The organism is Bacillus sp. SIMBA_154, from assembly GCF_046536015.1.
In the GTDB taxonomy this organism is placed as follows: Bacteria; Bacillota; Bacilli; order Bacillales; family Bacillaceae; genus Bacillus; species Bacillus pumilus_P.
The window spans coordinates 319,926-333,174 of record NZ_JAWJBV010000001.1 but is presented as its reverse complement, the minus strand read 5'-3'; the positions used below and the strand labels follow the sequence as shown (position 1 = coordinate 333,174).

General features: G+C 37.6%; 11 protein-coding genes, 1 other RNA gene, 1 pseudogene and 1 riboswitch. All 13 genes and pseudogenes read right to left on the bottom strand.

From position 1 onward, the window contains the following. Window positions 1–26 precede the first annotated feature (26 nt). A complete protein-coding gene (locus R0K30_RS01880) occupies window positions 27–509 on the bottom strand; it encodes a TIGR01741 family protein (protein WP_410608758.1) in 483 nt (160 codons plus the stop codon). Between the two features lie 6 nt (window positions 510–515). Next, window positions 516–2,441: a T7SS effector LXG polymorphic toxin gene (locus tag R0K30_RS01875; protein ID WP_410608756.1), complete on the bottom strand. Its 1,926-nt coding sequence runs from the start codon at window positions 2,439–2,441 to the stop codon at window positions 516–518. Window positions 2,442–2,529: 88 nt separating this feature from the next. Next, on the bottom strand, window positions 2,530–2,664 hold the full coding sequence (locus tag R0K30_RS01870) for a hypothetical protein (RefSeq protein WP_410608754.1): 135 nt from the start codon (window positions 2,662–2,664) through the stop codon (window positions 2,530–2,532). Beyond that, on the bottom strand, window positions 2,665–3,774 hold the full coding sequence (locus R0K30_RS01865) for a response regulator aspartate phosphatase (RefSeq protein WP_410608752.1): 1,110 nt from the start codon (window positions 3,772–3,774) through the stop codon (window positions 2,665–2,667). It lies immediately after the preceding gene. A gap of 214 nt (window positions 3,775–3,988) precedes the next feature. Further along, window positions 3,989–4,411 (bottom strand): hypothetical protein, encoded by a 423-nt coding sequence (locus R0K30_RS01860; protein WP_410608750.1) that lies wholly within the window; start codon window positions 4,409–4,411, stop codon window positions 3,989–3,991. 20 nt (window positions 4,412–4,431) lie between these two features. Next, window positions 4,432–5,793, bottom strand: coding sequence for a coiled-coil domain-containing protein (locus tag R0K30_RS01855; RefSeq protein WP_410608748.1), 1,362 nt, complete (start codon window positions 5,791–5,793; stop codon window positions 4,432–4,434). Between the two features lie 480 nt (window positions 5,794–6,273). Continuing rightward, window positions 6,274–6,666, bottom strand: a pseudogene (locus R0K30_RS01850) (solute carrier family 23 protein); the annotation flags it as partial. Beyond that, a complete protein-coding gene (gene xpt / locus R0K30_RS01845; protein WP_410608746.1) occupies window positions 6,663–7,247 on the bottom strand; it encodes a xanthine phosphoribosyltransferase in 585 nt (194 codons plus the stop codon). The pseudogene R0K30_RS01850 and the gene xpt, both read right to left, overlap by 4 nt. 117 nt (window positions 7,248–7,364) lie before the next feature. Further along, window positions 7,365–7,464, bottom strand: a riboswitch (purine riboswitch). A gap of 136 nt (window positions 7,465–7,600) precedes the next feature. Beyond that, window positions 7,601–9,106, bottom strand: a complete 1,506-nt coding sequence (locus tag R0K30_RS01840) for a carboxypeptidase M32 (RefSeq protein WP_230030310.1) — start codon at window positions 9,104–9,106, stop codon at window positions 7,601–7,603. Window positions 9,107–9,228: 122 nt separating this feature from the next. Next, window positions 9,229–11,172 (bottom strand): ATP-dependent DNA helicase, encoded by a 1,944-nt coding sequence (locus R0K30_RS01835; RefSeq protein WP_410608743.1) that lies wholly within the window; start codon window positions 11,170–11,172, stop codon window positions 9,229–9,231. 74 nt (window positions 11,173–11,246) lie between these two features. Further along, a complete protein-coding gene (locus R0K30_RS01830; RefSeq protein WP_099728460.1) occupies window positions 11,247–11,444 on the bottom strand; it encodes a hypothetical protein in 198 nt (65 codons plus the stop codon). Between the two features lie 105 nt (window positions 11,445–11,549). Next, entirely contained in the window at window positions 11,550–12,704 is a 1,155-nt protein-coding gene (locus tag R0K30_RS01825; RefSeq protein WP_410608741.1) for a THUMP domain-containing class I SAM-dependent RNA methyltransferase, read from the bottom strand. 109 nt (window positions 12,705–12,813) lie between these two features. Next, an RNA gene (gene rnpB / locus R0K30_RS01820) (RNase P RNA component class B) lies at window positions 12,814–13,197 on the bottom strand. Window positions 13,198–13,249: the final 52 nt, after the last annotated feature.

The following is a 13,249-nucleotide window of genomic DNA, read 5'->3' as shown; positions in this document are numbered from 1 at the left end:
CCCCCAATATAAAGGAGGGTTATGTGTTAGTTATTGTTTTCTTCTTTATTTTTAATATAATTTAGTACAATTTCTTTGTTTTTTTCATTTTCAGGTAGAATTCCAAAAGTTTCATATTCCCAAACTTCTATTCTCTGAATGCCATAAAGCCCTATATTGAGAATGTCTTCGTAACCATAGTCAATTGCGAATTTTCCCGATCTCTCCAATTGAACGGTAGCTGTTGTCCAAGCTCCCAAATCATTTTTTATATATTCATTTTTCAATTCTTCAAAGGCTTCACAGAGTTCAACTAATAAATGATCATAAACGGAGTCACTTACTCTATATCGTTCGGGAATATCGTCTCCATAGACACGTTCTTCACTATTAGGTTCAGTGAAGTAAAAAGTAATTCCAGCTGAATCATCAAGTATTTCTGCATACATCCAAACTTTATCCCAATCACATGGGATCATTTTATCAGTTGATTCTGCTATTTTTTTATAGTATTGTTCTAATTCTTCCATTGAGTTTTAACCTCCAGGTTGATTTTTAATAGTTTCACGTTTGGTACGTTCTCCAATTTTATATCGCACTACGAACCTTTCAGGTCTTAATGAATCATCTTTATAGATAGGTCGAATACTAACCTCTACATGTTGAGGCGGAACTTCTTTCAATGCAGCCAACCACTCTTGTTCCATGGTATACCACTTCCCACCACTACGATTGATCTGTGAATTCATCGGAAGCAGGTTATCAATATCTCCAGACCCTTTGAAAATAGATGCGATCAAATGACCACCATCATCATCAGGTAATCGATCTGGCTTACCTGAATTGGATTGGGCGTATTGGTTTCTTTTGACCTCTCCGTATTTTAAATCACTTGCTTCAACTTTGACAATCCGTCCGTAGTGATCTGTTGTATAGGTGTAGCCTTGTTTGGTTGAATAGACAATATTCGGTTTTAATACTTTTTTACGTTTCCATCTCACATAGTGATCTCCATAACTGACAACGGTCGGTGGTGATTTAGGTGCTGGTAATCGTCTGCCTGTCTGAGAGATTCCATAGCCTGAATTGTTGTCTAAACGTTTTGCCATGGAAAGAAGTTTATTTTTGATATTCTCCCCGTCAAAAACGTTATACGGTAGTTTCCCTCCACCAGCTATTTGAAACTTTGGTGAGTATGGCAATAGATTCGGAATGGAGACATTATCTATTGATTTTGCCCCTTGTTCAAGCCCTTTTCTAACGGTTGTTTTTGCTGCAGATGTCCCCGTTTTTGTAATGGCTCCTGCCCCTTTAGAGCCAAAGACGATTTCCGCTAGAGAACCAGTCGCATAGGCGAACCAGTGTGACCGGGAATACGCATCACCATCTATGACTTCTTTTTGGAATGAGTCTGAAATCGATTTTCCAATCGCTTTCGATGTTTCAATTGGATGGGAAACAGCTGTTACGACTGATTCAACGGCACCCCCAGGGTCTGTCACAAGATCGTAGATTCCAACTACTGTATCTTTGGCCACATCATATAGACCAACTGCAGCACCTTTTACACTATCAACGAATACCTCTGATGCTTCTTCTTGTGCTTTGATTTGGAGGAGCTGGCTGTAATACATTTTTTGATCATATGAGAGATTATCATATCCTATCTCATCTACAATCTCAAAGTATTTCTCTTCTGATATACACGAAGGATCATTGAGCTTTTCTTTCAGCTCTTTGATTCTTCGTTTCTCTTTTTCTTCTTTTTTCACCTTTAAATATGCTTTCACTTGAGCATCAATTTTCTCATGGTTTTTGTACACATCTGTCTCATGAAATGCTTTTGCATCATAATACATTGGCTGAGCGTTCTTTCCTTTTCCTGTTGCAGCCATCATCTTTGCATAAAAAGTTTTGAGGTGATTCTCAATCGCTTCTGACTTTGCGTATTCCGTTTTCAAATCATTGTCTATTTTATGTAAAGCATCAATCGCATCTTTTCTTTTTTTGTTCGCATCATCTAAATGATCATCTATCTCTTTGCTGGAAAACGTCTGCAATTCAATTAAATCACTGATATCATCAAAAATAGTTGATAAGGCTTCTTTTTGTTCCTTGATCATATCTTTATTGTTCTGAATACCTTGCTTCAATTGAGCTTCTAAGAAGTGCTCATCAATAAATGTGCTTCCGCCTAATGATTCATCATCAAGCTTTCCTTTCACTCCATCTAAAAAAGCCTTTTGCATATCGATAAAATCAAGATAAGTGTCCGTGTATAGTGCAAGGTCATTATAAAAAGCTTTGATGTTATCTGCACCTTTTCCAGTAAATTCATCACCTAAATTGGACACGCCTTGTAATGCTTTTTTCAAATCTGTAATTTCTTCCCGAAACTGTTCATATGCCTTTGACCTTTTCTCTACAGCTGATATTAGGGAAGGAGCGTCTAATATTTTCATATAAAAAGACTCCTTTTATGGAATATTCTTTTATTAGAATACCATAAGGAGTCTTATACTTTAATCCATTTTATCGTTTTTTAACCAATTATCCTCCAGAGCTGCCTCTTGATGCAACTGTTTGAGCATCTTCCTTTAAGGGTTGAGTCAAACCATTTGAAAAGAAAAGTGTGCCTAGTGCAACTACAGCTATTGATAATGTAATAAAAACAGATTTTTTCAATTAATTCACTCCTTTTCCTACGTACTGGCTTGCAAGTAAGGCTCTTTTATAATAACTCAATGACTGTTGCAGCAAGCCTCTTTCCTCTAAATATTTCGCCACATCAACTAAGATTTCCTCTAAATCAACCCATACTCCTTTTTCTTCAAGTTCTGAGCACAGAGTGTTAATATTATTTATTTGAGATTCAGTAACATCATAAACAAGCTCTTTTAATAATTTAAATTTAATCTGAAAAATTTCATGGTCAACTTGTTCAGATAAACTATACCCCTGGTCAATTAATTCTATTGCTTCTTTACTTTGAGTTGAAATTTCAACTCTAGATAATTCGTACAAACATCTCAATTTCAATAATTCATGGTTTTCTATTTCTTCGTGGCTTAAGGTACCTCTATATAATTCAGCAGCATCTGTGTAATTGCCTTTTTTACTTTCCAAAAATCCCATACTGTAGTAAAGGTGTATGATTAAGTGATTATCGTCAATATCCTTAATCATTTCCTCTGCTTCATTAAAGAGATCACTTGCTTTATCATATTTAAATTGATCTATTAAGTTTAGCGCATGAAGTATTCTACAATTGATTTGTCTTTTGATATACGTTTCATGTGCATTAAAAGTATCTGAAGCGATTTGAGCATGATATTTAGATAGAAAAGTCATTTTCAAGTCATAGAATAGAACGGCTATTTTATAATGAAATTCAGCTTTTTCTATTTCGTCATCAACATAAGCTAACTTCTTTTCGGCTATTCTGAAATAACTTAATGCCTTATCATAATCTTGCAAATACTCATGATAAATTCCATTATAAAAATAGAAGTAATATGACATGAGTTTATTTGTTTTTTCTTCTTTTTCATCTGGGGCGTTTCTCTCAAAGAATGGCTTGTCTAAATTTCTGCTAATATTCTGAATTTTCAGCTTAAGTCTAAAGCCCAAAAGTTGATAATACAAAAGAATATCTTGATTTTCTTCCATTGATTCAATTGCCCTGTCAATGTCATCTTGCATTTCAATAGCTGCTGATAAATCCCCTTTTTGTATGGCAAGATTCCAAGTATTTAACATGTTTCCTACCTCTTGAGAGGCAATTAACCTTGTCATCCCGTTACCCCCTTGTAAACAATTCCTTTGTATAATTTTAACATGATATTTACAACATATGTAAAGTTGGGTTGCTCATTTTAAAAGTTTTCGGTATACCGCAATCGAGGTGTTTTACTTGGTTTGCTGTGCTTGAATAATCAATGAGACAACATTTTGAACAGATCATTTTAATTTAAACAAAAAAGGATGCGAAAAAAGCATCCTTCAATCTTTAGAAACTATCGAGTTCAACTATTATTTCTCTTTCACCGAAATATGGAGAATACATTAAGTAATATCTATCTCTTACTTTAACATCAAAATGCACTTTGTTTGTCTTTTTGTCAACCAAGAAAGATTCATCGTCTTTATTTGCGAAGTAATAAGGGTACTCTTTTCCTTCATCATCTTTCAACTTGAAATCTCCAGGTGTAAGACTCAGTCTCTCTTCTTCTAATTCAAATGTAAGAACGTAGTCATTTTTAACATGCATAAACTCATTAGTCATGGTTTTGTATGATCTGCTTACTCTAAATGATTTTCCATCCACTTGAATTAATTCATTTAATTGGTGAATTTCAGGTTCTCCATTGTTCATTTTCATTCCCATTTCTATATTAATGCCGAATTTTTTAAATTTAAAATTCTTTTCCATATCATTACCTCTTTCCAACACTATAATTTCAATTGGTGTTTTGCATAAATAGTGCGAGATACTATAGTATCTTCATTTGGATTAAACATTACTTGATATTTAGGGTCATTGCCCTGATTAGTAATATGGTATATTATGTCATGAGAAGCACTATCAGCACAAGCTAATACTATATCAGCACTGATCATCATATTTTTAGTTTCTTTTAATTTATTGAAACCATCCATCCACTCAACTTGTAATCCATGCAACCTTAACCGATCTGTAAATTTTTTGCCGTCCCTGCTACTAATGATTAAAACTTTAAAATCCCCGATATGAACGTGCTCAACTTCATTCTCTTTAGAGCCGTTCTTTTTTCTTCTTACTCTGTGTGTTTCCTGATCTGTATTAAATGACGTCTCATCTTCGTATGTTAAAACAATGTCTACAGTACCGTCATCATTTAGTATTCCTCTCGCAGGTTTACCTGATTCATCTGAAGATTCTTCTACATGAATACGAATTTGATATGTTTCACCATTAGTGCTTTCTAATTTATAGCTATCCTCGTATTTTTTTAAATACCCAAACACATTTACTCTTTCGGCTTGAGAAAAGCTGTAAAACTTGCTCAAAGAGCGATATTTTTTCACTAATTTAAAAACTGACTTGAAATTGCTATAGTTGCTTTCATCCATTCGTTCATACAAATCATTCAACATTTGTTCTGGATCAATCATACTTAGATTCTCATAGAAATTATCATAAAAAGATTTATAATACTCGATTTTCTCGTCCTTTTTATGAATTTTAGACTCTAGCGTCTTCATACCCTTAGTTTTTTCAACCAATCGTTCTTCAAGGCGTTCAGCAGTTCTCTTCAGTTGATTTAGGTTGTCCTTTAATTGGTTTATTGTATTTAGACTCCCCTTGTATCGCTTTTCATAAGTTCTGAACTGTTTTGACTTTAAGACTTCTTCATCCAATTTTTCATTCAGCAGTTCGATGTCTAGGTGTGCTTGAGTGAGTTTTTCTTCATATTCTTTGATTAGAGCAGAGTCTCCATATTTCAAAGAATTTATTTCTTTAATTAAAGAATACTTCAAACTCTGAGCATCTTTTAATTTATTATTTTTGTTTGAGAGCTCTTCCCTGTCTCTTTTAGCTTGTTCAGATATCTGAATCAGCTCTTTTTTTAATTTTTCGTTTAATTTCTTTTGTTCTTTATAAAGCTTTTTATAATTTATATCTGACTTTTCATTTTCTTCTTCCTGATTAACATTTTCGTGACTTTTTTGTATAGACCTCATTTTTTTTATAAGTTCGTTCTTATTAGAGGCACTATCTTTTTGTTTGAATGGATTTTTTTTATTTTGTTCAAAGATGTGTTTATTATGCATCAGATACACCTAACTTATTACTGTATTTTAGAGTTATGCTTATTATATCAAAGGTTCAGCTTTTATTGAAATTGGTGTACTTAGAATGAAAGATATGTTGAATGCAGAAATAATCATTTAATAAAATACAAATTACATACATATGTGGTATCATAGATTAAGGGGAGGTGAAAATGATGACCGAGTACATACATAACGAAATTTCCACAAATGATTTTATCAAATCGAGTTACATACGTGTTCGAAAGTTTATTGAGAAGACCTTAGATTCTTTAGAAATTGATGAGGCAGAAAGTGTTTCCAAGTATTCTAAAGGAGGTTATAACATAACAGTTTATTCAAGTAACAAGCCCTCTGATGAAGCTTTGTTTCAAACCAATCGAGCAGTCAATCAATTTATGAACAACTTATCTATAGACTAGAGCCTATTGTACGGCTCTTTTTTCATGCAAACTTACGTTGTACTCAAACTATATTCCTTACGACGGAACCTGTTACAACAGGCGGAAAAAATTTCACAAGCTTCCCAAAGAAAAAGGAAAGGGCAATGACAATACAACCTGAGGCGATAATACTTCCATATATAGACGAAATCCCATATTTAGAGCCAATGGCAATCATAGGAGAAACTGCAGTAAATGTACAGCCTAGTACAACAGGTAATCCAATACCAAAGAAGCGGTTTTTCCATACTTGCAGCAGTGTGGCAGCACCACACATGAAAATATCCGCAGAGATTAAGTAAGTGAGCTGTGCAGGCGAGAGTCCAAGCGCATCTCCAACAATGAGGGGTACAAGAACCGCACCTGCATACATCGCCAGCACATGCTGAATTCCTAGAGAGAGCGTTTTGGCTTTTTTAGCGGCACTCATGATTGTATCTCCCGTACAAACGTGACTTTTCCTTCCTCGAGTGATGCAATACGTGCGAGTGACTCGACTCGGTAGCCCATTTGCACAAGCTCTTTTCTTCCAGGCTGGAATGACTTCTCAATGACAATTCCAAATCCTGCTACTTTTACCTTCGCCTGCTTTGCAATAGCGGCAAGCCCTTTAGCGGCTTCACCGTTCGCTAAAAAGTCATCGATGATTAACACACAATCATTTTCACTAAGGTGTGTGTTCGAGACAGCGATGGTGCTTTCTACTTTTTTCGTAAAAGAGTAGACACTTGCTGTTAAGAGGTTATCCGTTAATGTGAGTGATTGTCGTTTTCGAGCAAAGACGACGGGCACATGAAGGGCAAGTCCAGCCATCACAGCAGGCGCGATGCCAGAAGATTCGATCGTGATGATTTTTGTAATGCCATCATGCTTAAATAATCTAGCAAACTCTTGACCGATCTCATGCATGAACATAGGATCAATTTGATGATTTAAAAAGGCATCTACCTTTAACACTTGATTCGACAGAACGATTCCTTCGTTCTCAATTTTTTGACGTAACAATTCCATCATTCTTCCCCCTAGCATATTGGCAAACATCCTATTTTTTGCATAAAAAAAGCATTGCTGTCCATTAGGAGCAAGCAATGCGAAAATGATCCACGGATCTTCAGCTCAAACAAGAGCTGTTTCATTTTGCTCACTCATAGTCGGACAGTATCGGTGTCCGGTAGAAACTTGCGTGCCATCATCACGCGATTATATGAGTGTTATCGTGTTCAAATTATAACAAGATTTCAGACGCTTGGAAAGCACTTTTCTAGAAAAATACCGAACTTAAATAATAGATCAGATCAAAATGTTCGTTTTTAGAATATTCAAGCATCAAAAAAACACCCTTTTGACGAAAGGGTGCCTTTCATTTATGATAAATACAATTTCGTATACTTATCCGTTAAGTAATCGATTAAATATTGAACATTTAATTCTTCGCCAGTCGCATCTTGAATGATTTCAGATGGCTTTTTCCGTTTTCCATGCTTATGAACATGTTCAGTTAGCCATTCTTTTATCGGTGCAAAAGACCCATTTTGAATCAGTTTATCGAAATTTGGTAAATCTTTGATCATTTGATGCTTTAATTGCGCCGCATACATATAACCAAGAGCATAAGAAGGGAAATAACCAAAGCTTCCATCTGACCAGTGAACATCCTGCAAGATGCCGAGTGCATCATTAGGCGGTGTTATGCCAAGATACGCTTTATATTTTTCATTCCAAAGCGCAGGCAGGTCTTCAACGGCGACTTCTTCATTGAAAATAGCTTTCTCAATTTCATACCGGATAATAATGTGAAGCGGATACGTGAGTTCATCTGCTTCAATTCGAATGTAAGTCGGCTTAGACTCATTCACTGCATGCACAAAGTCTTCTAAAGATACATCTTTAAATTGTTCAGGAGAAGCTTCTTGCAGCTTTTGATAATATGTTTTCCAGAAATCTTCATGTCTGCCGATAAAATTCTCAAAGAAAAGAGATTGTGATTCATGGATACCCATTGACGTGCCATCACATAATAGCGTTCCGCTCAGCGCTTCATCAATGTTTTGCTCGTAGATGGCATGACCACACTCATGAATGGTGCCAAAGATCGCCATCCGAAAATCATGCTCATCATAGCGAGTCGTCACACGAACATCCCCTCTGCTTAATGTCACAGCAAACGGATGAACCGTTGTATCAAGACGCCCTGCATCAAAGTCATACCCTAACTCTTTTAAGAAAAAGAGGCTTAGCTCTTTTTGCTTGTCGATCGGGAAGCTTTTCGATAAAAATGAAGTATCCGGTTTATTTGGAGAGGCTTCAATTTTTTTCACGAGAGGAACGATGGCGTCACGAAGTGCGCCAAATTTTTGATCGAGCTGTTCAACGGTCATATCTGGCTCATAGTTATTGAGCAGCACATCATATGGCGTTTTTTTCACGCCCCAATACTGAATAAAACGCTTGTTAAAGTCAATGAGCTGTTTTAAGTAAGGTGCAAAAAGTGAAAAATCTGATTTCTCCCTTGCTTCTACCCAGACATGCTCTGCTTTGGATTGTAAAATGGAATATTCTTTAAATTCTTCTTTTGGAATTTTGCTGTTTTCATCATACTCTTTTTGCGATAATTCGAGCGCCTTCTGTGTATCTATTGACAGCTCCTCTCGATTTTTATTTAATGCGTCAAGAAGATCTCTCATTTCATCAGAAGTCTTCATATTAAAAATATCACTTGATAATTGACCGATGGTTTCAGCTCTGAAATCAGCGCTTTTTTTAGGCGCCTGTGTTCTAGAGTCCCAATAAAGTAAATGGAGCGCCTCTGTATAATGGGCGATTTTTCCTAATAATTGATAAAACGCTTTCTCTTTTGATTCAAGATTCATGCGTTCGTTCCCCCAATCAATAAAATATGTATGTACGTTTCAAGGCTACTTCAATGAATGTTCGTTTGTCAATGAAAAAGGAGGATACACAATTGGTATCCTCCTCTTTTCGTCGTTCGTCCCTATGATGAAGTGATGACTGGCTTCACTGGCAGGACGGATTCAATTTTACTTTGAAGCTCTTTATCTTCCTTGCGATCAAAGTATATATGAATGCTTCCTGCATCTTGACTTGTCCGAATCAGTCTTCCAATGCCTTGTCGTAATCGAAGCAGCATATATGGAAGGTCCACTTCAGCATATGCATCCTTTGCTTCATTCCGTTTCGCCTCAAATACTGGATCATGCGGCGGATAAGGAAGCCCCCAAATGACCACATTCGTTAGGGATTGACCTGGAATATCCAGCCCTTCCCACAGATGAACGGAGCATAACACTGATGTCTCATCTGCTTGGAACTTTTGAACGATGGTGCTGATTTCCTCGTCTCCCTCAAAATACACTTGGAAAGGCAGTGATTCATTTGATGCCTCAAGGTGCTTTCTAAATACATGGAGTTCATCAAATGAAGGGAATAGAATCAGAGATCGGCCTCCATTTTCTTTCAGCTGAGTGATCACTTGCTGTCCTTTTGCCTCTGGCTCTAAGACCGGCTGCTGAATCCCGTGGAAATAAATCTGCATTTGCTCATCGTAATCATACGGCGAAGCCACACTCATTGATAAGTAATCTTTTATCCCAAGACTCTCAGCTAAATAATCAAATGATTGGTTTTCAGACAATGTCGCTGAAGAGAAAATATATGGTCTTTTTTGCGAGAATACTTTCTCGCCAAGCACCTCTGCGACCGTCTTTGGCATGACGACAAATGTCGTATCTAATTCCTGTTTTTCAAGCCAGCTAATGGCATTTTTTTGATAAAGTGACAGGGAATACGCCATTTGTTCAATGTACTCTTCCACAACAGACAATTCGTATTGATCAATTGTATACATCTCGGATTCAAACACGAGCGCTTCTCCGATTTTTTCAAGTAAGTCACACAATTCACTTGCTGAGCGCTTCACCTCATCCACGCGCCCAATTTCAAGTCGATGCGAGCCTTTGACTTCTTTGGCATTTGTTTTTAAAAGATAGAAGAACTCATCGTTTGTTGCTAATGCATCTTCAACAAGTTCTGCAAATTCTTCGCGAATGTCGTTTTGCAAAAGACGCTCCAAAAATGTCTCGAGCGTTGATTGCTTCACTCGGTACGTCAAAGCTTTTTGTGCGGCAAACTCAAGAAGATGACCTTCATCAAATACAGCGGAGCTATGTTCAGGAAGCAGCGGAAGCTGGCCCTCACGTTTGCGAGATTCCTTTGTCCACACATGCTCCATGTAAAAGTCGTGTGAGCAGATGATCAGGTCTGCCGCTTTCCGGTAATGATCTCTTGATAAATTCAAGCCGCAGCGATGACGCATGTCGCACGTCAAGCAGTCCTGAAAAGAGTCATAGCCAATGCGTGACCATTCATCATTTGAAAGTTCTGGATACTCTTTACGATCGCCGTACGGATAAAAGGTCTGCATGCCATGTGATTCATGAACAAATGAAGGAAGCGATTCATAAATATCGAGCCACTTCTCATCATCTTCACGCTGCATGGTTTTCTCTAGTTTTTTCAAGCATAAATATTGATCATGCGATTTACTTAATCTCGCATCTATTTGTATATCAAGATGATTGGCAATTTTATAGATATCACCTTCTTGTTTGACCAGCTGTTCAATTAACGTTTCGTCTGCACATGCAATAATTGCAGGTTTCCCTGTATATCTTGCATATGTGACGGCAAATAATAGATAGACGATTGTTTTGCCTGTGCCTACCCCAGCTTCGGCAAACATTACACTTTTTTCTTTAAAAGCTCTTTCTAACTGAAAAGCCATAAATATTTGTTCATCTCGAAGATCAAAGCCCTTTTCTGGCAAAATGTCATAAAACACATCACCAATCCAGTTGCCCAGTTCTTCGTAAAAATTGTGTTCTTTTGATAATGAAAAAGGCAAACGAGATGCTGTCACCTGCTTCAACCCCCAACTTTTGAATCATTCAGACATTCAATAGTAACATTTATGCTGGGGAATGACAATCTTTTTTATGAACGCAAGCGATGTTGATAGCTTTCCTTCATTAAAAATGCATGCTCTGAACGTTCTATGTAAGCCTGAGCAAGCGCTAAATCTTGGATGGCTGCCGCAAGCTGAGCAGATTGTCCAGTTTCATGCCCTTCTATTTCTTGAGCAGTCGAAGCGAGTGCTTTTTCGATTAACTGAAATTGATCATAATGAATCATGGAGACACCTCTTTTTTTAAAATCAAGTTCAGTTTATTCCGTCTCGTGAAGCTTTATACCTTTCCGCAATAAAAAAGTCACACCTTCTTTAGGCGTGACCATTTTTTATGATTCAGTTGTCTGCTTTCTAGGAGGGCGTTTCCCCCAATATTGATAATAGTCTGTTTTAATAAATCCATTAAACAGCTTTCTCTTTTTCGTTGCTTTTCTTCCGAAGCACTCTTCGAACTTTTCATGTGACGTTAAGATGTAAATGGACCAAGTGTCTAGGTTCTTGAATGCTTCACCCATCCCTTGATACATTTTTTCAACAGCTGGTTTATCACTGAGTCGTTCTCCGTAGGGCGGATTTCCGACAATCACACCATACTCTTCTTTTGTTTGGAAGTCTTTCACCTGCATTTGCTTAAATTGAATCAGTTCACTTAGTCCAGCTTCTTCTGCATTCATTTTTGCAATGTCTACCATGCGATGATCGATATCGCTCGCAATAATATGAAGCGGCTGATCATAGTTCGCTTTTTCTTCCACTTCTAGGCGCGCTTTGTTCCATACGTCCTCACCGATCCATTCCCATGATTCAGATGCAAATTCCCGGTTAAATCCTGGGGCAATGTTTTGTCCTATCATAGCTGCTTCAATAGCAATTGTGCCTGATCCGCAAAAAGGATCAGCAAATGGGCGGTCAGGTGTCCAGTTCGTTAATAACACGAGCGCGGCAGCAAGGGTTTCTTTAATAGGTGCTCCGCCTTGATCCACACGGTACCCCCGTTTATGAAGGCCGACACCAGATGTATCAAGGGTTAGCACTGCTTTATCTTTTAAAAGCGCAATCTCGATTTTATATTCAGGACCCGTCTCTTCAAGCCATTCAGACTGAATATTGTAAGATGATCTAAGCTTTTGCGCGATGGCCTTTTTGACGATGCGCTGACAATCCGGCACACTTGCAAGCTGTGATTTGACTGATTTACCGATGACAGGGAACGTACTATTTTCCGGCAAAAAAGCGGCCCAGTCAATCACTTTTGTCTGTTCAAAAAGCTCATCAAATGTTTTTGCTGAAAATTCAGCAACTTGTACCTTTATCCGGTCTGCTGTACGCAGCCAAAGGTTTGCACGGCAAATCGCAAGGGCATCCCCTTGGAAAATGACTTTCCCGTTATCTACAGTGCACTCATAGCCAAGGTCCCTTACTTCTTTTGCAACAACCGCTTCAATCCCCATTGGAGCTGTCGCGATGAGTGTATAAGTTTTCATTTGTTTATCACCTGTTTTCTCGTCCTTTTATTTATTCAAGATAAAAGCTCTCCATATGTAGAAATAGGAGAGCTTTGTTTTCATCATGTTTAAAATAACGGATATAACGTTCTGTAAGCCATGTTTTGTTCCATCGTACTGCAAACGGCAAATGCCTCGTACTCAGGTGGTAATCATCTATCTACAGAATTCTCTGTCCTTCTCTCCGTTTGGTTCCTTTGAGAAAGTTCCCCTACCAAGTTTGGGTTTCTCGCTCGAGGGGTTTACCGCGTTCCACTCTCACCATTTCTAGTGAGACTTCGTCACTGTGGCACTTTCAAGGATACTTTGCCATATCCTAAAAGGACGTAGGCATTTTTCCTGCCGTCAGCCTTTCCCAGGCTGCCCTGGCTTATTTTTTCGCCAGGCACGAACACTACGGGCATCTCAGCACCGTGCGAGCATGGACTTTCCTCTGCAATGCCTAAAAGCATTACAGCGATTACCCGAACGTTAATCAATAAGCGTTATTATAAACGATAATGTCATCTGACACAAGCTTTTTC

What these genes read in the sequence shown, in the direction of transcription:
- R0K30_RS01825 (WP_410608741.1), bottom strand. Translation starts at nt 12,704, where the DNA reads ATGAAAACTTATACACTCATCGCGACAGCTCCAATGGGGATTGAAGCG.
- R0K30_RS01840 (WP_230030310.1), bottom strand. Translation starts at nt 9,106, where the DNA reads ATGAATCTTGAATCAAAAGAGAAAGCGTTTTATCAATTATTAGGAAAA.
- R0K30_RS01865 (WP_410608752.1), bottom strand. Translation starts at nt 3,774, where the DNA reads ATGACAAGGTTAATTGCCTCTCAAGAGGTAGGAAACATGTTAAATACT.
- R0K30_RS01860 (WP_410608750.1), bottom strand. Translation starts at nt 4,411, where the DNA reads ATGGAAAAGAATTTTAAATTTAAAAAATTCGGCATTAATATAGAAATG.
- R0K30_RS01855 (WP_410608748.1), bottom strand. Translation starts at nt 5,793, where the DNA reads ATGCATAATAAACACATCTTTGAACAAAATAAAAAAAATCCATTCAAA.
- R0K30_RS01880 (WP_410608758.1), bottom strand. Translation starts at nt 509, where the DNA reads ATGGAAGAATTAGAACAATACTATAAAAAAATAGCAGAATCAACTGAT.
- xpt (WP_410608746.1), bottom strand. Translation starts at nt 7,247, where the DNA reads ATGGAATTGTTACGTCAAAAAATTGAGAACGAAGGAATCGTTCTGTCG.
- R0K30_RS01830 (WP_099728460.1), bottom strand. Translation starts at nt 11,444, where the DNA reads ATGATTCATTATGATCAATTTCAGTTAATCGAAAAAGCACTCGCTTCG.
- R0K30_RS01875 (WP_410608756.1), bottom strand. Translation starts at nt 2,441, where the DNA reads ATGAAAATATTAGACGCTCCTTCCCTAATATCAGCTGTAGAGAAAAGG.